Source organism: Pseudobutyrivibrio ruminis DSM 9787 (genome assembly GCF_900218035.1).
In the GTDB taxonomy this organism is placed as follows: domain Bacteria; phylum Bacillota; class Clostridia; order Lachnospirales; family Lachnospiraceae; genus Pseudobutyrivibrio; species Pseudobutyrivibrio ruminis.
On sequence record NZ_OBMR01000007.1, the window covers coordinates 220,842 to 243,197 of the forward strand.

Genomic DNA, 22,356 nt, shown 5'->3' on the forward strand with positions numbered 1-22,356 from the left:
ATTCACGGGGGAGTAAAAAATTATACGAAAAAAGTGGTTATTAAACTAATTTATATTAAATGTGGTTTGCTACTTCAAAGGCATCCCAAATACCATACATGATATTTGAAACCTGTCTAGCATCACCAAGGAGATAAACTTCGTCAAGCTCGTTCTTGTACTGGTTGTAAAGAGTGTTCTCGCTAGCATAACCAACACAAAGAACTACGCTATCAGCATTAAGTTCCTTTGTCTCTTCTCCAACAGTAGCTGTAAGTACGCCATTGTTGAATCCAGTAACACGAGCTCCTGTAACAACATCGATGCCATTGAAAGGAATAAGCTTTTCAAGCATTTCTTTGTTTGCTGAACAAAGTGGTCCGTTCACTGCCATAAGCTTATCAAGCGCCTCAACGATTGTTACCTTCTTGCCCTTCTGAGCAAGATCAAGTGCAAGCTCGCAACCTACAAGTCCACCACCAACAACGATAACATTGTTGCCAGCTTCCTTCTGTCCAAGAAGTACCTGCTCTGCTGAGTAAACCTTCTCATCATCACCAAGTGAGAACATCTTTGGACGAGAACCTGTAGCCATGATAACTGCATCAAAGCTCTTATCGAGAATTTCCTTCTCTGTAGCCTTTGTGTTAAGGTGAACCTCCACACCAAGACGTGTCATTTCATCCTCATACCACTTAGCAAGGGCGATATCGTCCTCCTTGAATGCTGGAGCACCACCTGGGATAAGGTTTCCACCAAGGCGTCCTGCTGCCTCGTAAAGAACTGGCTCATGTCCTCTTTCTGCAAGTACACGTGCAGCCTCGCAACCTGCTACACCACCACCTACAACAAGAACTCTCTTCTTCTTTACGATTGGGTTGTATGTGTTAAGTCTTTCCTTACCAGCCTGTGGGTTAACAGCACAGTTGATAAGTGAGTATGTCTGGATACGTCCCATACAGCCTTCCTGACAGCTTATACATGGACGAATCTGGCTAAGCTTGTTTGTACGAATCTTGTTTACGATATCTGGATCTGCAAGTGTTGGACGACCAAGTGAAATCATGTCGCAGATATCATTGTTTAAGCAATCAAGTGCTGTATCTGGATTGTCAACACGGCCTGCCATAATAACAGGGATGTTTACATGCTCCTTTGTAATCTTTGCAAATTCCTTGTAAGGAGCCTTCTCCATATACATTGGTGGGTGATTCCACCACCATGCATCGTATGTTCCTGCATCTACATCAAGGGCATCATAACCATACTTCTCAAGAAGCTTTGCAGCCTCTATACCTTCCTCGATGTCACGTCCCTTCTCTTCGAATTTCTCGCCTGGAAGAGCACCTTCTCTGAAGTCTTTAATCATAGACTTAAGTGAGAATCTCATTGCAACTGGGAAATCCCATCCACAAGTCTTTGCGATTTCCTCACGGATTTCCTTAGCAAAACGAAGTCTGTTCTCTAAGCTTCCGCCGTACTCATCATTTCTCTGGTTGAAGAATGAAATAGCAAACTGATCAATAAGGTATCCTTCGTGAACAGCATGGATTTCAACACCATCGAAACCTGCACGTTTTGCATTGTATGCACCTTTACCAAAGCTTTCTACAATACCATGAATCTCCTCTACAGTAAGTGGACGACATGTTTTGTCTAACCATCTGTGAGGTACTGCTGATGCAGAAACAGGTGGGAACTCACCTAAGTTTGTAGGGATAGTAACACGTCCGAATCCACCTGACATCTGTAAGAAAATCTTTGAGCCATAAGCATGTACACGCTCTGTCATCTCACGGCTAGTTCTTACAAACTGAACTGGGTTGTATGTTGAGTTTGGTGTGTTAGGGAATGAAGGCTTCTCTACCTCTGTATCAGAGAAAGTTACACCTGTAATGATAAGACCGATGCCACCCTGTGCACGTCTTGTGTAGTAATCAATACCTCTGTCATTCCATCCACCTTCGCAATCTCCAAGACCAAGTGGTCCCATTGGAGCCATTGCGTAACGGTTCTTAATTTCGAGCTTGCCAATTTTAATAGGCTCGAAAAGTCCTTGATACTTCAATTTATTTCCTCCTTTTACATTTAACAATTAATTCGCCGGCACATTGTTAAATTTTTATCATCTATGTCTATATTTTAACCATTAAATGTAACAAAGGCCATCAACATACAGTTGATGGCCTTTATCAAAAAGGATACTATTAATTTTCGTCTTCAATTTCCTCAAGGAAATCTTCTACATTGTAGAGCTCTCCCTCTACCTTATCTACGTAGATATTACCGTCTAAGTGATCTATTTCATGAAGAAGTGCTCTTGCCATAAGCTCCTCACCTTCCACGATAATCTCTTCCATATCTTCGTTTAATGCCTTTACTTTTGCATAATTTGGACGAGTTACGATACCAGTCTTTCCTGGTACTGAAAGGCATCCCTCGCTGCCAGTCTGCTCGCCAGATGTTTCAAGAACCTCTGGGTTGATAAGAACAACTGGGCCCTCACCTATATCGATAACGCAAATGCGACGAAGAACGCCAACCTGTGGTGCAGCAAGACCTACACCGTCTGCATCATACATTGTATCAAGCATGTCCTCGATAAGTGTCTTAAGACGTGGTGTAAGCTCCTTTACTGGCTTACATTTCTTAAGTAAAACATCGTCTTTACCATATTCTCTAATCTCTAAAAGTGCCATAATAATTCCTTTCTAAAATCCTGTTATATTGTAGATATCGGATCAAAATCAAACCATGTAGAGGTATTTCTGTATTGCTTTTGCTGCAATAAGAATGCCTCGATAGTATCTTTTACATTAACAAGCCTATCATATTCGTCGGCCTTTACGTAGATTACCCTACGGTAAACGTCCTTTAGCTTGCCTATATAGGCATCCTCCGGACCCATGATAATGATGTTTGAATCCGCCTGTCTGATGATATCTGCTATAATATCTGCTTGTTTAATAGCATCCTGCTGCTTGTCGCAGCTAATTTGTATGCCCAAAATATGTGAGCATGGTGGGTATGAAAGCAAGCGTCTGTATGCATACTCCTGACTATAGAAGCTGTCATAATCCTGGTTTGCAGAGGCAACTACTGAATAGTTATCCGGCTGATATGTCTGTATAACAGCTATGCCTGGCTCCGAGCCTCTGCCAGCTCGTCCTACTGCCTGAGTCAGCAGCTGGAATGTACGCTCCCCACTATGATAATCGCTTTCGTTTAGTGATATATCTGCTGCTATTATACCAACTAAAGTGACGTTTGCAAAATCGTGACCTTTGACAATCATCTGTGTACCAATCAAAACATCTGCCTCATGTGCTGCAAATGCTGAAAGGATTTCCTCGTGACCATCCTTGCCTTTTGTGGTGTCGGCATCCATTCGAAGTACCCTGGCTGTTGGAAATAGTTCCTTTACTATTTCTTCCAGGCGCTGAGTACCAGCCTTGAAACTGCCGATATATTTGCTGCCGCAGCTTGGACAAGTCTTTGCTGCCACTGTTGTGTAACCGCAATAGTGACATTTCATCTTGCCACCAGCATGTAAATGAAGGGCAACATCGCAATGTGGACATTTTAACACATGGCCGCAGGCCCTACAAGAAACAAAGCCCATAAGCCCACGTCTATTTAGAAACAGCATAATCTGCTGATGCTTGTTCAATCTATCTGCCATCAGCTCCTGCAATCTGCGACTAAGCATAGAACGATTGCCAGACTGAAGCTCCGCCCTAAGGTCCACTATCTCGCAAGAGGCCATATCCTGCCCCATCGCTCTGGAATGAAGAGTAATAAGCTGATATTCTCCAGTCTGTGTGCGACTGTATGCCTCAAGACTAGGGGTAGCCGAGCCAAGGATTACAGTAGCGCCAGCAAGCTTTGCACGGTACACTGCGGTTTCTCTAGCGTGATATCTAGGGATAACTTCGGATTTGTAGCTTGGCTCATGCTCCTCGTCAATTATAATCAATCCAAGATTAGCAAATGGTGTGAATAGCGCAGAACGAGGTCCTACCATAATGCTGATTTCCCCTGATTTAGCTCTCTCGAACTGATCGAAACGCTCTCCAGGAGACATCCTACTATTCAAAATACTTACTTTATCACCAAACCTGGTGTAGAAACGCATAACAGTCTGGTATGTAAGGGCTATTTCCGGAATAAGGACAATTACCTGCTGTCCCATGGAAATCACATGCTCCATAACATCCATGTATACTTCTGTTTTGCCTGAGCCTGTAACACCATGGATAAGGTATGTCTTTCTGCGGCCTGTATCTATATCTGCCTTGATTGTTTCTGCAGCGGCTTCCTGCTCCTCATTTAAAACGATGTGCTTTTGATTTGCGTCCTTGTTGATATGAGGGTTTCTGAATGTTCTAACGGACTCAACCTTAACAATTCCCTTAGATTCTAAATCCCTGATATTTGACGATGGAATCTGAAGCTTTTTTGTAGCAAGCTCCCAGTCAAGAACATCCACCTCAAGAAGCTCTCTCAAAAGGCGTTCTTTTCCCACTGCATGATTCTTTTTAGTAAGAATCTGTGTCAACTCAATCTGGGCCTGTTCAAGTGAAATATTCAGGCTGATTTCTTTCTTTAGCTTTTCGTTTTCCTTTTTCTTAATAGGAATAACTGTCTTTAACGCCTGATTCATAGTAGAACCATAATTCTTTTTAAGAAATGCAGCCAAAGAAATAAGCTGAGACTCTATGGCAATGCTATCTTTTAGCACTCTTGCAATAGGCTTCAGCTTTGTAACATCAAACCCCGGCTTGTTGTGCAATCCCACCACATATCCTGTGATGGCGCGATTGCCCTGTCCAAATGGAATTACTACCTGAACACCCTCAGTTACTTGATTTTCAAGCTCTGTAGGCACTATATATTCAAATGTCTTATCCAATCTCTCGTGAGAGATATCAATAATTATATCCGCATATTTCATGAAAACAATTTTAGCATAACTAGTTTATTTTTGAAACGAGTGTGATATAATTAGACGATTTAGTTATCAGGAAATTAATTTAAATAGGGAGGATTTCCAATGCGTCATCTAATGAGCCCTCTAGATTTTTCTAGAGAGGAACTAGAGCAGCTAATGGACCTGGCGGAGGATATTAAAAATCATCCAGACTCGTATTCCGAGAAATGCCACGGCAAAAAGCTTGCTACATGTTTCTACGAACCAAGCACACGTACACGACTATCTTTTGAGGCTGCCATGCTTAATCTTGGTGGTTCAGTCCTTGGTTTCTCTTCAGCTGATTCTTCTTCAGCAGCCAAAGGCGAAAGTGTTTCCGACACCATTCGCGTCATTTCTTCTTACGCAGATATCTGCGCTATGCGTCATCCTAAAGAAGGCGCTCCACTCGTTGCTTCTCAGCGATCACTTATTCCAGTTATTAACGCAGGAGACGGCGGTCATCAGCATCCCACACAAACACTTACAGATTTATTTACTATCCGCTCTTTACGTGGAGAAATCAAAGATCTTACTATCGGACTTTGCGGTGATTTAAAATTTGGCCGTACTGTTCATTCTCTTATCAATGCGTTAGTACGTTATCCTGGAATCAAATTCGTACTAATTTCACCTGAAGAACTCAAAGTTCCTGAGTATATTCGCGAAGATGTTTTAGAAAAAAATGGATATGAGTACAAAGAAGTTGATTCTTTAGACGATGTTATGGGAGAGCTGGATATTCTCTACATGACACGTGTACAGAAGGAACGTTTCTTCAACGAAGAAGACTACATCCGCTTGAAGGATTTCTTCATCCTTACTCCAGAGAAGATGAAACTTGCAAAAGAAAATATGATGGTTCTTCATCCACTTCCACGAGTTAATGAAATCTCTGTAGACGTTGACGATGATCCACGAGCTATGTATTTCACTCAAGCTAAATACGGAGTATTCATCCGAATGGCTTTAATACTTACTCTTTTGGAATTAGTATAGGAGGATAATATGCTAAATATAAGTGGAATTCACCAGGGATTCGTGCTTGATCATATCAAGGCCGGCGAATCCATGACAATTTACCGCGACCTTCATTTGGATAACCTTGGCAGCGATTGCACTATCGCCATGATTATGAATGCTAAGTCCAACAAAATGGGCCGCAAGGACATTATAAAAATAGAATGTCCAATCGAACGTGTCGATTTAGACATTCTTGGATTCATTGATCACAATATCACCTGCAACATTATTAAAGATGACGTTATTGTAGAAAAGAGACAGCTAACGCTACCTCACGAAATAAAAAATGTAATCTCTTGCAAGAACCCACGTTGCATCAGCACCGTAGAGCAAGAGCTAGACCAAATCTTCATCCTCACTGATGAGGAACGTGAAATCTATCGCTGCAAATACTGCGAAGAGAAATACGTAGGTCTTAAATAACCAAAATAATATAAATAATACGAAGACCCCTAGTTACAACTACAAGCCTGATAAGTTCTACGCTCAACAACATGTTTCGCTTTAGAACTATCAGAGCTTGATGTCTACTAGGGGTCTTCTTACTCTTTTTCTAACCTATATTAATTATTTAGTAGGTGCGGCAGCTGCAGCTGGAGCTGAAGCTACTACTACACCACTTGCATCTGTCTGATACAAAGTTGTTCCAATCTGGATTGTCTGATTGATTACAAGCTTTCCATCAAGTCCGAAGAGGTAATCACTTCCACCGATCTTTACTGTCTGACCAGCGATAAGCTTTCCATCTGAACCTGCATAGTAAACACTACCATCAGCTGCATTTACAAGACCTGTTGCCATCTTTCCGTCAGCTCCAAAGTAGTAAGCTGATGTTCCGATTGTCTGTAATCCTGTAAGCATCTTTCCGTCTGCACCGAAGTAGTATGTTGCACCACCGATAGTGATGAGACCTACCTGCATCTGTCCTGCTTCGTTGAAGTAGTACATAGAACCATCAACTGCTACAAGACCTGATACTCTGTGAGCATCTGAAGGATCGCAGTAGTATGTGCCTGTTGCATCTGTCCACCATCCCTTGTACATCTTTCCGTTGTCGTTAGGATTGAACATGTATGTAAGACCATTAACTGTTACCCAGCCTACCTGCTGTAAGCCCTGCTCGTTAAAGTAGTACATATCCTTACCGATTACAGCAAGACCAACAAGCATGTGTCCGTCTGTTGTGTCTAAGTAACGTGTACCAACTGTAGGATCTGTCCACCATCCTGTGTAGAGCGCACCGTTTGCAAGTGGATCAAAGAAGAATGTGCTTCCACCAAGCTCTAACCAACCTGTCTGAAGCTGTGAAGCCTCGTTGAAGTAATAAATTGCTTTGTCAATTGTTGTAAGACCAATAGCAGCATTAGCTGTTCCTGGTGTGAAATAATATGTACCTGTGCCTGCTGGATCAACATACCATCCTGTTGTAACAATACCTGTTGCCTCGTCTGTGTGATACTTGATACCTGCAACATCTACCCAACCAAACTGCTTACGGTAGTTGTTGAAGAAGTAAACATTTCCTGCACCTAAATCAAGAAGACCTACTGCTGGGATGAAAGCTGTGTAGTCCTTCTGTGCTACGTTCATATCTACACGACCGCTGATACCTGCAACTGCTCCACTTGAAGAATACTGCCAGATAGCCCATCCAGCGATATCATTGTGATCTGAGTACTGAGCAATCCACTTGTCATAAGCAAGTGCTGATGTAAAGTGTGCTTTGTAGAAGTTTGTGTATGTGTAAAGCATTGGTGTGTAACCAGCCTGAGCGATTACACTACAAAATGCATTTGCCATTGCTGTACATGTATTAGCATCGATACCCTTCTGGATTCCATCCTCGAAATCGAATGCTACTGGGAAGTTAATGTTGTATGGCTCAATCCACTGAAGAACAAGATTTGCTTCCTGGATAGCAGCCTCAACTGTTGTTGCATATGAATAAATATATACACCTGTACGAATACCTACAGCCTGTGCTCCTGCTACATTAGCTGCGAAATAAGGATCAACACCACTCTTTGTGCTTCCTACCTTAATGAATGTATATGTAACTCCTGACTGAGCAACTGCAGCCCAGTTAATTGCCCCCTGATACTTTGAAACATCGATACCCTGTGCACCAGCTGCATTTGCAGTGATTGGTGTGGATACAGTCATCACTACAGCAAGCATCAATGCTGCAAGTGACTTAAATACTTTTGAAGCTTTAAATTTTCTCACTTCACTGACCTCCTAAATATAACTAGAACTATAATATCATATTAATTTGTATTATTTAACTGATAAATACAAATATTTTACATCTGATGACGTACTACCTTGTACTCATCTCCGTTAACAAAATATGGACATTCACTGTAATGACCAGTTACCAGCCTAACATAGTCATCCTCGTCCATATCCATTTCGCAATAATATTGCTCGTCTTCCTCGTCCCAGACGAAGTTATTACAATATTCGCAGGCAGTACTACCAGATTTTTTTACCTTACTATTACTAGCCATCTAATAAAACCTCCTACTAGAACAGCTACAAGTATTGTTCCTAGCATTATTGCATACATATATTCCTGATGTTTCTTGCCCCAGGCAGAATTCATCACAGCCATATAAAGCCCAAGGCCAACAAGAATAGCTACAACATTTATCAACATATTAACTGTTTCCATTAAGCTGTCACTCCTATAAATGCACCAAGACCAAGTGTACATAAAACACCGATGATGATTCCTGCTAAAGCTACACCGCAAATTACTGCAAGGATTGAAGACTTAAAGTCCATATCAAGAATTGATGCTGCAAGTGTACCTGTCCATGCACCTGTTCCTGGAAGTGGAATACCAACAAACAGTAACAATGCTACAAAAAGTCCTCTACCGGCTTTTTCCTGAAGCTTCTTACCACCCTTTTCGCCTTTTTCAAGGCAGAATGTAAAGAAACCACCGATAACTGGTTTATCCTTGCCCCACTCAAGTACCTTTCTTGCGAAGAAGTAAATGATTGGTACCGGAATCATGTTTCCAATTGCAATAAGAATATAAGCTAAAAGTAAATTGAAGCTTGGATCTGCTGCCTTAAATCCATAAGCAAATGGAATAGCCCCTCTAAGCTCAATAAGTGGAACCATTGATACAAAAAATACTGTTAAATACTTAATCATTAAATCTAAACTCCTTTTAATATCTTTTCTAATTCATCTATAAATACTTGCATCTCCTCATCTGTTCCAATAGAAATACGCAAGTAATTTGATATACGCTGTGGTTTTGAGAAATAGCGCACATAAATGCCACGCTTTTTAAGCTCTTCAAAAATGAATGAAGCCTCCATAGATTCATGCTTCGCAAAAATAAAATTGCTTTTTGAATCTGGGAATGTAAATCCAAGCTTCTTTAACTGAACCTTTGTCCATTCTCTTGTGGATATAACAGCATCAAGCTTTTCCTTGAAATAACTGTCATCCTCGATTGAAGCAACACCTGCTTGTAGCGTGATTGTATCCATGGTGTATGAGTTAAACGAAAACTTGCAATCAGATAGATACTTAATAAGCTCCTTGGAACCAATAGCATAGCCAATACGGTTTCCTGCCATAGCTCTTGATTTAGAGAATGTACGAACTACCAAAACATTATCGTATTTACGAACCAAGTCTATAGCAGACTTCGAACCAAAATCCACATAAGCCTCATCTATAATCACTACACACTCAGGATGAGCCTTAACAATGTCCTCGAAAAATGAAACAGGCTCTGCTATTCCTGTAGGTGCATTAGGATTAGGAATAACTATTCCTCCGCATGGCGTGTCATAATCGCTTTTTATAATTTTAAAATCCTCATCAAGTGCTTTAGTCTCAAATGGAATTCTAAAAAGTGATGCCCAAACATCATAAAACGAATAGGTAATGTCTGGGAAAAAGATTGGTTTATCCGAATTGAAAAATGTAAGAAAGCTCATTGCAAGAACATCGTCTGAGCCTACTCCTACAAAAACATTTTCCTCATCAACCCCATGATATTTAGCCAACGCCGAAATCAGTGATTGACATCCTGGGTCTGGATATTTTCTAAGAGAATCCAATTCTATATTAGAAATAGCTTTACCCACCAAAGGACTTGGTGGGTATGGATTTTCATTTGTGTTTAGCTTTATTACCTTAGTTTTAGGCTGCTCGCCTGGGGTGTAAGGTACTACCTCCCTAACATTACTCTTCCAATTAGCCATATTTTGCCTCGCTATCGTGCACTATTGAACAACGCCTGTATCTGTACCGCCAGCCTGAGCTGCTGCAGCCGCTTCTGCGGCAGCCTGTAACTTCAATGTCTGAAGTGTAAGCTCTGCGTTAACAAGATCCTGATAATTTGAAACCTGTGCCTTCTGCTCTTCTGTTAAAGCTTCGTACTGTGCTCTAGCTTCAGCAATCTGAGGTTCAGACTCAAGTGTAACTGTCTCAATTTCTGCGATAAGCTCTGAAACCTTAACCTGAGGATTCTGGATAAGGTAGTTTTCTTCCTCTGTGTCGCCAGTATAGAAAACAATAACAGGCCAACCAGCTTCTACTATATTGTAGATTTGCTCTGCAGCGGAAAGTGGAAGGTTAACACATCCGTGGCTTCCGCCTGTTTTATAAATTGTGCCACCAAAGCTTGAGCGCCATGTTGCATCGTGAAGCCCCTCGCCCATGTTGAATGGCATCCAGTAATTAACATGTGATTCGTAGTTGTCACCCTTAAGTGTGGCATCTGTCTGCTTGTAAGCAATTGGGTATACACCTGTGTGTGTACCGTGATTTGCTGAAATCTTACCTGATACACAATCTGTATCAAATACCATTTCACCATCCTTATAAACATACACATGCTGTTCTGTAAGGTTAACTTCTACATAGGAATTGCCATAATCGTGTCCGCTATGGCTTGTTCCGTAGTAAAGATAAGTGAAGTCACGAGTAACATCCTCGCCCCCTTCAAGATCAGCAATGATTGCATCTATTTCGCCATCATATGCTATTCTCCAACCGAATGAACCTGCTGGAACTTCTATTGTCTCACCTGAAGTGGTTGTGAATTCCTTTTTCTTGCCATAAGTGTTGTACTTATCTCCCATTGAGTTAACGTACTCACCAATAGCATCTCTGTCGAAGGAAACATTAAAGCTGTCATCCCATGTGAACCATGTTGCTTTTGTATCAGTAGGAATTTCTTCTGTAATGCCCTCGCCTAAATCATAATGGATATCTGTATCCATGTAATTGTTTAAAACATCAACTGCCTTTTGAATATTAGCATCCGATGCTAAAACACTAGGCTTTTCATAGCATGTGCCATCTGCAAGATTAATCTCAGTTTGAAGATTCTCAACTGCATAGATGATTGCTTCCTCTACGCCCTCTTCTGTGATTTTATCTCCGTATACTTCATCTACAATCGCAAACTTCTCTCCATCGAACTGGATAGTGGCATCCTGCGATTCTGTTGTAGATGATTGATTGCTGAAGTCCAAACTGCTAGCTACTGCTGTGACCTTTGCAGAATCGTATGAGTTGCCTGTAGCTGTGTAGTACTCAGCTGGAACGAACAAACGAAGTACCCAGTTAAAACCTGACTGAGAATCAAGAAGTGTCTGAACCTCTGATTCGTCGTAGTTAACTCCTACGCCTAATTCACTTGAGCTGACTTCGTTGATAACATTTCCATCAGCATCGATAAATGAAATAGTATATTTATCTGCGCTGTTGATGATTTTGTCGTATGTGCTTTGAGCTGTTCTGAATGAAGCACCAACTCCATTAACCTTACTTCTGATATAGAAGTGATTTCCAAAGAACAAACTTCCTACCAAATATATTATTAAAATAATACCAAGAATTATTCCAAGTCTGAGTCTTTTAGCTCTGTAATAGCTTGGTGGATAAATCTTTTTGCGACCTTTTGCTTTCATTGTGCATAATCCTCTAAAAATGATAATAAATCTCCGTGTGTTAGTTTACAGGAAATCAGCAAATAAAAACAACTAAACTTTTATCTAATAGTGCGCAATTATTTGACTAATTCCTCCTAAAGCTCTTGAGCTCGTCAATTGTAAACTCATATGCCTCATTACAGAACTGACACTTAACCTCTACTGGCTTGCCATCTGCAATGATTTCGTCCATATCCTCCTTGCCAAGTGATGCAAGACTTTTTACAACTCTATCTCTTGAGCAATCACACTTGTATGCTGCTGGATATGTTTCCTTAATCTCAACATCTAATCCTGCAAGAACAATCTGGAGCATCTCCTCTGGTGTCTTACCACTTGAAAGCATATCTGTAACTGAAGGAAGAGTCTTTAAATTCTCCTCAAGCTGAGTAATAACTTCCTCTGGAGTAAAAGGCATAAGCTGAACAATAAATCCACCTGCACAATTTACTGTATTGTCCTTATTCATAAGAACGCCAAGTCCTACTGATGATGGAATCTGCTCTGAAACTGCATAATAGTAGGTAAGGTCCTCTGCAATTTCACCAGTCTGAAGCTCAACAGTACCAACATATGGCTCCTTGAGGCCCATATCCTTGATAACCCTCATAATACCAAGGTCAATTGCTCCGCCTACATCAAGCTTTCCATTCTTTGGTGGCAAATCAACTACTGATACATTAGGAAATCCCTTAACCTCACCCTTGCTGTTGGATGTAACTGTGATTCCCTTCATTGAACCACTTCCTTGAATCTGAAGTGTAACCAAATCATCCTCGCCTTTAAGCATAACACCCATCATAGAGCCTGCTGAAAGCATTCTTCCAAGGGCTGCTGTAACGATTGGAGATGTATTGTGACGAGTTCTGGCCTCTTCAACTAAATCCTTACTTGTAATTGCAAATGCTCTAACTGCGTCATTTGCTGCTGTTGCTCTAACTATATAGTCCTTCATTTTGTAACCTCTCTTGCTATAAAATACAATCTATCACTATCTTCTGTAGGTGCTTTCATTGTGGATACATCAAGCACCTGAAGAAGTTCTAAGCCACTTTCTTTAATGGCAGCTTTCACTTCATCGACGGTAAATGAATGCTGCATATGTTCTTCCTCGAATCTGTCAAAAGTGCCCTCTTCATTTTCTTCATAAATGGTCAGGTAATAATAATTGTCTCTGGTGTCAGGATTGTATTCATTTTCCCAAATGAAGCTTCCTTCTTCACGGTTTTCCGCAATCGTACCAGTTCCTAGCTTTTTATAGTAGCTGTCTGTTTTCATATCAAATATGAAAAGACCTTTAGGATCAAGATAATTATTTGCCAGTTTGCAAACCTGAAGCAGCTCATCTGTGTCCGCAAGATAATTCATGCTATCACAAAGGCTGATTACTGCTCCTACCGTTCCGTATAATTCGAAGGAACGCATATCCTGACATAGATAAAGGATTCCATCGGAATCCTCCTGACTCATAGCCTCCATAAGCATATCGTAGGAGACGTCGATACCAATCATATCGTAGCCCATTTCCTTAAGGCGTCTGGTCATCTGTCCTGTACCACAACCCAAATCGCATACGATTTCCATTGGCATATTATATTTTTCAAATAGTACTTTTATATTTTGTGCCCAATCATCATATGGAATATTGTCCATATATCTATCGTAGACTGTGGCAAAGCCTGTATAAGCTTCCATCCTGCTATACCCTCTTAGATAAAAAGCTTGTTATCTTTCTGATAACATCAAAATCATTTTGAATTTCTTCAACCTTGAGACGATTCTCCTCCGAGAATCCCACAAGTATATCATGGTTGGCCTCAGCCAAATAATCCATAATACCGTCAATATCACTTTTGATATTCTTTGGACACTTGATATAGTGTCTCTTTCCTGCAGTAATGTGCAATGTATAAGTAATAGAGAAATGATGCCATAAAAACTTATGCATTGTTGAATACTTGTAAATCCAAATTATAGCATCAATTGGAACAATGGCAACACCATAGCTACTTGTTTCAATAAAATAATGCTCTGTAATAAACATATCCTCTGTTGCAAGCTGTGGTAATGTAGCAAGCTCCTCCTCAGCTTCCTCAAGTATTTCTGCTGGCTTGCCGTAAGCTCTTGTTTTCTGAACTGGCAAAGACAACACCGGAAATGCAATATACAAACTGTATACTATGATTGATGCAACACTGTATAGACCAAAAATCGTGTAGAAAAACTGGAAGGCCTCTGCCGAAGGTCCTGTAGCATCTGGCTCTGAAATAGTGTATGTAGAAACTGTAGAAAGAATGCCCTCCTCGCTCCAATTCAAATCACTAGCCAAATTTGCTAAAAGGTTTCTGGCTGCCTCAGAATCATAAAGGATTTCTCCTTTTATGGTAAGTTCTTCAATAGTAGGTGAGCCCTGCTCACAAGTATCAGGATCCAGAAGCACTATAACACACTCAGAATTAATCATAGTGTAATAATAGTAGCCTCTGGTTCTATCCAACCATTTGCTGGTATAGCCTGTAAAATATAAGTTCTTTAAATCAAATTTGGCGTAGTTTTCACCATCGTTATACATTTCGTATAAGCTGATTGAATCCTCGCTGTATGTCCTTGGAAAAAGCAAATGTCCTATTGGGAAAATAAATGTTACCGCAATAAGAATCACCAAAAAGACAATAGGAGCATATAGCTTACTTTTATAATATGTCTTTATTGACCTTGTTATTAAATGCTCCAAAGAATCCATAACTACTCCATTTTACCTTTATTTGTGTGCTTCAAGCCACTGATAGATATCTTCGTAAACCTGCTCTCTATCAAGCTCGTTTAATATTTCGTGTCTGTCACCCCTGTATAATTTCAGAGTAACATCCTTTATGCCTGCAGCTTTAAAAGCATCTGCTGCAGCTGTTGTACCTTTGCCCATATTTCCAACTGGATCCTCGTCTCCGGATACAACTAAAAGTGGTAAAGTCTTGCGCATCTTTTCTACACAAGCCTTTGTTCCAGCATATTTTGTAGCTTCTACTAAGCCCTTATATGCATTCAAAGAGAATGTGAATGTACAGTATTTGTCATGGTAGTACTTTTCAACGCTCTGAATATTTTTAGAAAGCCATGAATTAGCATAATCATTTCCGTAACAATCATACTGCTTGTAAGGTGCAGAATATGTCATATCTCTTACAAATGTGCTTCGGTAATTTTTGCCTTTTAAAAGTGAAAGAACAGCAATAACAGCAAGACCGCCATTACATGTGCCTGCAGATTCCTGACCTGTACCCATAATAACAGCACCAGTAAGCTCTTCCAAATAAGCAGTCTTATCTGATAAGAACTTACGAAGCATATATGACCCCATAGAATGTCCTAAAATGAAATAAGGAAGATTAGGATATTCCTTTTTTGTCTTTGCATAATGAGTATAGATATCCTCTACCATATCGTCAGCAGGATGCTTGCCTGTCATGATACCAAGCTCTTCATCCTTTGTAACAGACTGACCATGGCCAATGTGATCATGACCTACAACGATATATCCCTTTGATGCAAGGAATGTAGCGAATTCGTCATATCTTTCAATATATTCAACCATGCCGTGAACAAGCTGCAAAACAGCTACTGGCTCTCTGTCTGGAAGCCACTTTCTACAATGTATTACAGAATGTCCATCCTTTGAAACAAATGTATAAGTCTCCTGGTTTCCCATAAATATATCCCCCTTATATTTGCATTTATATTGATTCTAAATGATTTAACAGCGAGATTCAATAAATCACACGCAATCTATTGAAACTGTTCAATCATAATTTGTACACTGCGCTGGCCTCTAAATTCATTAATAGATGGCTCGTATACAATATCCATTTTAACGCCTGTATTTCTTCCTGAAAAGAGTCCTTGCCAGCTGGAATCTCCATATTTTCGGATAACAGCGTTTTCGAATTCAGGAACATTTCTAAACATAAGAGCTGTTATATTTTGGCCTTTTTCTGTAAGTAATGATAAGCGTAAATACTGACCTTCCTTACCAATATAAGCCGCCTTGGTTATAGGTATATTTTTCAAAGCAAACAATGGCTTTGTATTACCTGTACCAAATGGAGCAAGTAAGTCTATTGAATCTACAAGCTCCTCAGTGATGTACCCTAGAGGCATATCGCAATCAATATTAATAATTTCCTGCATATCATCATCTGTCAATTTGCAGTTTGCATTAAGCCTTTGGCGAAGCTCATCTATTTTTTCTGTTGGAAGGCTGACACCTGCTGCCATTGGATGTCCACCGAATTTTGTAAACACATCCTTAACTGCTGTAAGCTCCTCAAACATATTGTAAGCCGGAATTGAACGGCCACTTCCCTTTGCTCCATCCTCAGCATCTGTAATCACAAGTACAGGTTTGCTGTAGCTTTCTCTAATACGTCCTGCCACGATACCAGCCAGGCTTTCGTGAAGCTCAGGAATGTACACTACTAGAACTCTATCATTTACAATGTCGGTAGTTTCGATAAGCTCTCTTGCTTTATCAATACCGGTTTGTGTCATTGCCTTTCGCTCCGCATTAAGTTCCACCAACTCATTTGCCATTGCAAGTGCCTTTGCCTGATTTTCTTCCATCAAAAGCTCTATTGCTTTAGCTGCAGTATCCAGACGGCCACTGGCGTTAAGGCATGGCCCAATTACAAACCCAAGATGATAGCAGCTCAATGGTTTTCCTGAAAGCTCCGTTCTAGCAATAAGAGCGCTTAAGCCGATGTTGTCAGTAGTTTCAATTGCCTTGATTCCGTGATATACAGTGGAGCGATTTTCACCCTTTAATTCCATAACATCGCAAACCGTAGCAATGCTGGCAAACTGAAGAAATTTATCAGATTCTTCTTTTTCAATTCCAATGAACTCGTAAAGAACTTCCACAAGCTTCCATGCTACCTGTGCTCCACAGATTCCTTTAAATGGATACTGGCAATCCTCTCGCTTAGGATCGACCACAGCATCTGCATTAGGAAGAATTTGTTTTCTAGTAACTCCATCATCTGCCAATTCGAATGGCACCTCATGATGATCCGTTACAACAACTGTCATACCTAGTTCTTTCGCCAAATTGACTGCTGGAGCTGCTGCAATACCATTATCACAAGTAATGATGAATCTAACACCTTCATCATATGCTTTTTGAACCATATCTGGATTTATGCCATATCCATCAATCATTCGGTCAGGTACTGCATAGTCTACATCTCCCCCTGCCTCCTGGATTGCCCTGGTAAGAATGTATGTAGACATGATGCCATCTACGTCATAATCACCTACAACGCGAATCTTTAATCCTTCATCAATAGCTTCCAGCAACAATTCACAAGCATTATCCATATCAGCAAAAAGATGAGGGTCTGGGAAATTATTTAAAGTAGGATGAAGATACTCATTCATCTCCTCATATGTTTTAAGACCGCGATTTACCATAAGGCGCACAATAACAGGGTCCACATTTAATTTCAGACTTAAGCCTGCATAGTCTGCAGCTTTTCTTTGTAGAATCCATCTACTCATAACAATTTCTCTCCGTTAAAAAAATTCCGCGACTTCCGTCGCGGAATTTAGTCGTTCTATAAATATTAAGCAAGAGCGGCAGTAATAATAGCCATTGAATATACTTCCTGTGCATTGCATCCACGAGATAAGTCGTTGATTGGTGCGTTAAGTCCAAGAAGGATTGGGCCATAAGCATCGAAACCACCAAGACGCTGTGCAATCTTGTATCCGATGTTACCAGCATTGATATCTGGGAAGATAAATGTGTTTGCATGACCAGCTACTGTAGAGCCTGGGCACTTTGTCTTTGCAACACGTGGTGAAACTGCTGCATCAAACTGAAGCTCGCCTTCGATGTCAAGCTCAGGATACTTCTCCTTAGCCTTTGCTGTAGCTTCACGCATCTTATCAACATCCTCGCCCTTTCCAGAACCAAGTGTTGAGTATGAAAGCATAGCAATCTTTGGATCAATACCGAAGATCTTTGCACATGCTGCTGTCTCGCCAGCGATTTCTGCAAGCTCATCAGCGTTTGGCTTGATGTTGATTGCGCAATCACCCATAGCAAGAACTTCTCTATCACCTGTAGCAGAGTTACGTACCATGATGAAGCATGATGATACGATGCTGTTACCTGGCTTTGTCTTAATAACCTGAAGTGCTGGACGTACTGTATCAGCTGTTGAGTATGTAGCGCCACCAAGAAGTGCATCTGCAACGCCCATCTTTACAAGCATAGTACCGAAGTAGTTTGCCTGCTTACATGTAGCAGCTGCCTGCTCCATTGTAACGCCCTTGCTCTTTCTAAGCTCACAGAAAAGCTCGCACATCTCATCAAATCTGTCATAGTTATCTGGATCAATGATAACTGCTCCACGGATGTTGAAACCAGCATCTTCTGCAGCTGCTGCAACCTCTGCTTCCTTACCAATAAGAATTGGCTGAAGGAAATCAGAACCAAGAAGACGGCTAGAAGCCTCAATAATACGTGGGTCTGTACCTTCTGTAAATACGATTTTCTTAGGATCCTTTTTAAGGATGTCAATTAATGCTCCAAATCCTGCCATTTTTAATTCCTCTTCTTTCTTTAACTATTTATTTAAAATTTAATTAGTTACTACAAACCATAGCTAGTTTACACCTTTTTTGTGAAAAATGGATGGCTTTTTTTATTGTTCTCGATTTTGTACTTTATTGTATTTTTTCTGATATAAAACCATTCTCATCAACAGCTACATTGCTAGAAATACTTTCAACATATGAATAGCCTGATTCGTCTATTGAAGTCACTGCATTTGAGGCGCTGATTGGTACTATTCTGTAGCTAATAGCATCATTCTCATCAATTGTAAATTGAACTGCACCACCTCCACCTGACTTGATTGTCTGGTTAAAAATGAAGTTGCCCAAGCTATAGAAAATAGGCTTACCATTGTAGTATTCAACTGGCTGTAAGCAGTGACTGTGCATTCCGATTACAGCATCTGCGCCAGCATCAATCATTTTGTGGCCATCATTAGCCTGGTAATCCTCAAGCTCAGTTGTGTGCTCCACGCCCCAATGAACCATTACGAATAAATAATCCACCTGACTGTCTGCCTCTGAAATAGCATTCAATAAATCTGTCTCATCATAGAAACAAAATTCTCCTGGCTGTGAGTTTAGCACATTCCAGCTTCCAACTGGTATCACATGGCTGGCTGCTAAAAAGCCGTAAGTTCTGCCTTTCGCATCTGTTTTAACAATAAGTTTACTAGCCTCTTCAAGACTGTTTCCAGCACCTGTATATTCAATACCGGCATCCGAAAGTGTTGTAAAGGTGTCTGTCAATGCATCCTGACCATAATCAAGTACATGATTATTTGCAAGCCCTGCTATATCTACACCTAAGTCATTAAGAATTGTCACATAAGTAGGATTTACTCTAAATGTGTATTGCTTATCTGGAGCCTGCTGTCCTCGTTCCGAATAGCAAAATTCATTGTTAATCATTGTATATGTGGCATCGTTTAATAAGGACTGTATTTCGGCAGATGCCACGCCATCAATTCCCTGACTATCATAATTTGACTGAACATATTCGCTAAGCTCAACATCTCCAGTAAAGACAATTGATGTTGTTAAATCCTCTGTTGTAGGTTCAGCCTCTGATGTTTCCTCAGTATCTTCTGCCTCCGTGGCAATAGGCTCATCCTCAGTGGTTTCCGTCTCACCTATTAGCCACTGAAGCTCTTCTTCCATTCCCTGTTCTTTAGCAAAAGCTTTTGCCTGCTCGTTAAATGGGCCATTTTCTCCGAAGGCATACCACATACCAGCACCGATTATTACCAGTACTAGTACTGTTTTAATTAATCCTGCAAAAAATTTTTTCATAAGCTTATTCTCTCTATTATCTGAATTTGTTCTTTTCAGCGTCATAGTGATAATCAATCATTGCAAGCTTTGCAATTATTTCATCACCATCAATTTCATTATCCTCCACCAATGCATCAAAGCTTGAATAATAATCTCTTAATGCAGTATTTACTACAGAAAGAAGCATCACTGGATCTTTTGGAAAATTCATTTTGCGTCTCCTCTAAACTGTTATTCTGTAGTATTCTACCACATTAAATAGGGACCAGCAAAAAGCCGGTCCCACTCGTGATAAATCTTTTCAATTATAGTTCCGTAAGAGGTGCAATCTGCTCAAGAACATTATTCATATCCTCAAACATGAATCCCTTCTTAGTAATCTTAACCTTGATATCTTCGATGTCGTCTGAAACTGTATCGAAGTATCTCTGAGAGTCGTCAATGTTGTCAGAGATTTCATTGATTGATGATTCGCAGTTCTTAAATACATCTGCCATCTGAGCACTCTGGCCTGTTACCTCATCTGCAACGTCCTTAATCTTTCCAACAACTTCCTGAGTTTCAACTACTCTCTCATGAGAAGCACTGATAGCATCCTTTGTATGATCAACCGATTCAACCAAGCGGTTATTATTCTCATCAAGTTCTTTCATACTATCAAAGATAGATGTTACAACGCTTTGGATTTCAGTAGAAAGATTTGTTACTTCATCAGCAACAACGGCAAATCCTCGGCCTGCCTCACCTGCACGTGCAGCTTCGATTGAAGCGTTAAGGGCCAAAAGGTTTGTCTGCTTTGCAAAGCCACCAATCTGTTCAACCTTTTCACGAATGTCATCAAAGCTCTTCTGGAATGCTTCAAACACTTCCTCAACCTCTGCGATTGTATCTGAAACTGCACTAGAGCTTCTATCTACATTTTCCATACCTTCATGAGAATCGTCAGCTGTAATTTCAAGCTTCTTTACGATTTCATCAAAGGCTTGTGTAATCTCCTCAATTGTTTTGAATTGATCCTGGAATCTGGCAACTGAATCAGAAATGTTACCATACTTTTCCTCAACAACTGAGAAAGAATCTCTGATTGTCTCAATACCCTGAATAGTATTTGCCTCTTCTCTCTGAAGCATATTCTTTTGCTCAATCGAGAACCTACCAACCTCTTTTAAGGCAATCATTTTATCTTTTAAATTAACAGCTTTCTCACTTGCTGGCGTAGTTGTTGCAACTTCCTGCTCAACTACTTTCTTCTTACCAAAAAGTCCCATATCGTCCTCCTATCTGCCCTACTCAAATACTGCACATACCATTGTCTGATTAACATGTTGTTTCTTGTACTGCTCACCACCGCCGATGATTCCAACATGTGGGCCTACTCCCTTCATGGCTGTCAAATATTCGGTTAGATAATTCCTCTGAGTGTAGAGTAGATGACGATAGATACAATTTACAGAGAATACAAATGAGATTTTCTTATTCTCTTCTTTGATTTGTCGTCTTGTTTCTGCACCAATCTCGTCGTAATCCATCAGTTCCATTATCTGAATGGTATCATTTTCATTGATTTTTTTGTAATTAATCAATGAACCGTTCTCACCAATCGCATAAGGGCTACTGATGAAGATTTCATCACCGATTACACGACCAAGCGGACTAACCAAAACATTGTCTACTAACTCGCTTCTACTAACGCCAGCATCCTCACAATACACATCAGCTGCAGGTCTACCGTCCAAAGAAATAAGTTCCTTCTTCGCCAGGTTAACCTTTGTTGCAATATGTGTATTTGCCCCTTCTATAGGTCTGAAAATTAGCTCAGAATATGTTCTAATCTTTCCTGTTTTATTTTTAATTAAAGCATAACAACATGCATCTGGATAAAGAACACCATTAAGCATTGCATATCCTGTTGCATCTGCTGGGTATCCAAAAATTGTACCACCAACAATAGGAATATTGGCTTTCTCTAAAGCCACATTCATAGATGAAACCAGTCGTTCCTCATCATTAGTACAGAACTCAATGCAAACTGTGTTGCCATCTCCTGCCCCAATCTTAGAAACTTTTTGTTCCATTGATGCAATATCCTGAAGAGGTGCCTTCGATAGATTTCGCAAGATTCCTACTTCAACCTCTGCATCTGCACCAAATGAAATCAAAATCATTCGTTTATCTGATGATTCTGATTCATAATAAGACGTTGTACTTGTGCCGATTAAATCAACACCAGGGAACTTATTAGCGATCTGTTCCGAAGCGTCCTTCAAGTGTTCATATGCGCATAATAAAATTAATAATTTAGGATTATTAGCCTTTCCAATTACTTCGGCTACGGCTGAATTGACATCAGCCTTCATTGATGTACCAATTGATATTTGCATAATTACCCCTTTCTGACAATATATTCCCCAGCAACCTAACTGTATCACAAATATTTTCTATTATCGAGTATGTTCACACAATTTCCATGAAATGTTGTTTTTTTTTCAATATACTAATACTGTCACGTTATGTACCAAAGTGACAATA

The 22,356-nt window shown here is 40.2% G+C and carries 21 protein-coding genes; 2 read left to right on the forward strand and 19 right to left on the reverse strand.

Annotated elements, in window-relative coordinates; translation table 11 throughout:
* Positions 1-55: 55 nt before the first annotated feature.
* The 3 genes from CRN97_RS08580 to priA all read right to left on the reverse strand — a co-directional run bounded on the left by CRN97_RS08580 (position 56) and on the right by priA (position 4,933).
* The gene (locus tag CRN97_RS08580) at positions 56-2,047 is read right to left on the reverse strand and encodes an oxidoreductase (RefSeq protein WP_097076580.1); all 1,992 of its coding nucleotides are present in this window, start codon (positions 2,045-2,047) and stop codon (positions 56-58) included.
* Positions 2,048-2,186: 139 nt separating this feature from the next.
* Positions 2,187-2,678: a peptide deformylase gene (def, locus tag CRN97_RS08585; RefSeq protein WP_044938381.1), complete on the reverse strand. Its 492-nt coding sequence runs from the start codon at positions 2,676-2,678 to the stop codon at positions 2,187-2,189.
* A gap of 23 nt (positions 2,679-2,701) precedes the next feature.
* A complete protein-coding gene (gene priA / locus CRN97_RS08590; protein WP_097076581.1) occupies positions 2,702-4,933 on the reverse strand; it encodes a replication restart helicase PriA in 2,232 nt (743 codons plus the stop codon).
* A gap of 99 nt (positions 4,934-5,032) precedes the next feature.
* Here priA and pyrB point away from each other — a divergent pair, with 99 nt between their 5' ends.
* Positions 5,033-5,947 carry an aspartate carbamoyltransferase gene (pyrB, locus tag CRN97_RS08595; RefSeq protein ID WP_044938387.1) on the forward strand — a complete coding sequence of 305 codons (915 nt, stop codon included), beginning with the start codon at positions 5,033-5,035 and terminating at the stop codon, positions 5,945-5,947.
* Positions 5,948-5,956: 9 nt separating this feature from the next.
* Complete coding sequence (locus CRN97_RS08600; protein ID WP_044938390.1) at positions 5,957-6,394, forward strand: aspartate carbamoyltransferase regulatory subunit; 438 nt, start codon at positions 5,957-5,959, stop codon at positions 6,392-6,394.
* A 144-nt stretch (positions 6,395-6,538) separates the two neighbouring features.
* Here CRN97_RS08600 and CRN97_RS08605 read toward each other — a convergent pair whose 3' ends face one another.
* The 16 genes from CRN97_RS08605 to CRN97_RS08680 form a co-directional block, all read right to left on the reverse strand.
* On the reverse strand, positions 6,539-8,197 hold the full coding sequence (locus CRN97_RS08605; protein ID WP_097076582.1) for a glycoside hydrolase family 25 protein: 1,659 nt from the start codon (positions 8,195-8,197) through the stop codon (positions 6,539-6,541).
* 77 nt (positions 8,198-8,274) lie between these two features.
* A complete protein-coding gene (locus CRN97_RS08610; RefSeq protein WP_044938395.1) occupies positions 8,275-8,481 on the reverse strand; it encodes a DUF6472 family protein in 207 nt (68 codons plus the stop codon).
* On the reverse strand, positions 8,460-8,645 hold the full coding sequence (locus CRN97_RS08615) for a hypothetical protein (RefSeq protein WP_033151491.1): 186 nt from the start codon (positions 8,643-8,645) through the stop codon (positions 8,460-8,462). The genes CRN97_RS08610 and CRN97_RS08615 overlap by 22 nt, the downstream gene beginning before the upstream one ends.
* Positions 8,645-9,136: a COG2426 family protein gene (locus tag CRN97_RS08620; protein WP_033151492.1), complete on the reverse strand. Its 492-nt coding sequence runs from the start codon at positions 9,134-9,136 to the stop codon at positions 8,645-8,647. The genes CRN97_RS08615 and CRN97_RS08620 overlap by 1 nt, the downstream gene beginning before the upstream one ends.
* A 5-nt stretch (positions 9,137-9,141) precedes the next feature.
* Positions 9,142-10,203 carry a histidinol-phosphate transaminase gene (gene hisC, locus CRN97_RS08625; RefSeq protein WP_097076583.1) on the reverse strand — a complete coding sequence of 354 codons (1,062 nt, stop codon included), beginning with the start codon at positions 10,201-10,203 and terminating at the stop codon, positions 9,142-9,144.
* Positions 10,204-10,224: 21 nt separating this feature from the next.
* Positions 10,225-11,919, reverse strand: a complete 1,695-nt coding sequence (locus CRN97_RS08630; protein ID WP_097076584.1) for a L,D-transpeptidase family protein — start codon at positions 11,917-11,919, stop codon at positions 10,225-10,227.
* A 106-nt stretch (positions 11,920-12,025) separates the two neighbouring features.
* Positions 12,026-12,895: an Hsp33 family molecular chaperone HslO gene (gene hslO, locus CRN97_RS08635; protein WP_097076585.1), complete on the reverse strand. Its 870-nt coding sequence runs from the start codon at positions 12,893-12,895 to the stop codon at positions 12,026-12,028.
* Positions 12,892-13,635 (reverse strand): class I SAM-dependent DNA methyltransferase, encoded by a 744-nt coding sequence (locus CRN97_RS08640; protein ID WP_097076586.1) that lies wholly within the window; start codon positions 13,633-13,635, stop codon positions 12,892-12,894. The genes hslO and CRN97_RS08640 overlap by 4 nt, the downstream gene beginning before the upstream one ends.
* A gap of 4 nt (positions 13,636-13,639) precedes the next feature.
* Positions 13,640-14,683 (reverse strand): DUF6709 family protein, encoded by a 1,044-nt coding sequence (locus CRN97_RS08645; protein WP_074792198.1) that lies wholly within the window; start codon positions 14,681-14,683, stop codon positions 13,640-13,642.
* Between the two features lie 18 nt (positions 14,684-14,701).
* Positions 14,702-15,646 (reverse strand): alpha/beta fold hydrolase, encoded by a 945-nt coding sequence (locus tag CRN97_RS08650; RefSeq protein ID WP_097076587.1) that lies wholly within the window; start codon positions 15,644-15,646, stop codon positions 14,702-14,704.
* 77 nt (positions 15,647-15,723) lie between these two features.
* Positions 15,724-17,490 (reverse strand): single-stranded-DNA-specific exonuclease RecJ, encoded by a 1,767-nt coding sequence (gene recJ / locus CRN97_RS08655; RefSeq protein WP_097076588.1) that lies wholly within the window; start codon positions 17,488-17,490, stop codon positions 15,724-15,726.
* 65 nt (positions 17,491-17,555) lie between these two features.
* Positions 17,556-18,539 carry a phosphate acetyltransferase gene (gene pta, locus CRN97_RS08660; RefSeq protein WP_090482878.1) on the reverse strand — a complete coding sequence of 328 codons (984 nt, stop codon included), beginning with the start codon at positions 18,537-18,539 and terminating at the stop codon, positions 17,556-17,558.
* A 124-nt stretch (positions 18,540-18,663) separates the two neighbouring features.
* Entirely contained in the window at positions 18,664-19,845 is a 1,182-nt protein-coding gene (locus tag CRN97_RS08665; RefSeq protein WP_179670719.1) for a CapA family protein, read from the reverse strand.
* A 16-nt stretch (positions 19,846-19,861) separates the two neighbouring features.
* A complete protein-coding gene (locus CRN97_RS08670; RefSeq protein ID WP_033151501.1) occupies positions 19,862-20,038 on the reverse strand; it encodes a DUF4250 domain-containing protein in 177 nt (58 codons plus the stop codon).
* A 94-nt stretch (positions 20,039-20,132) separates the two neighbouring features.
* On the reverse strand, positions 20,133-21,095 hold the full coding sequence (locus CRN97_RS08675; protein ID WP_090482884.1) for a methyl-accepting chemotaxis protein: 963 nt from the start codon (positions 21,093-21,095) through the stop codon (positions 20,133-20,135).
* An 18-nt stretch (positions 21,096-21,113) separates the two neighbouring features.
* Complete coding sequence (locus CRN97_RS08680; RefSeq protein ID WP_097076590.1) at positions 21,114-22,208, reverse strand: FIST signal transduction protein; 1,095 nt, start codon at positions 22,206-22,208, stop codon at positions 21,114-21,116.
* Between the last annotated feature and the right edge of the window lie 148 nt (positions 22,209-22,356).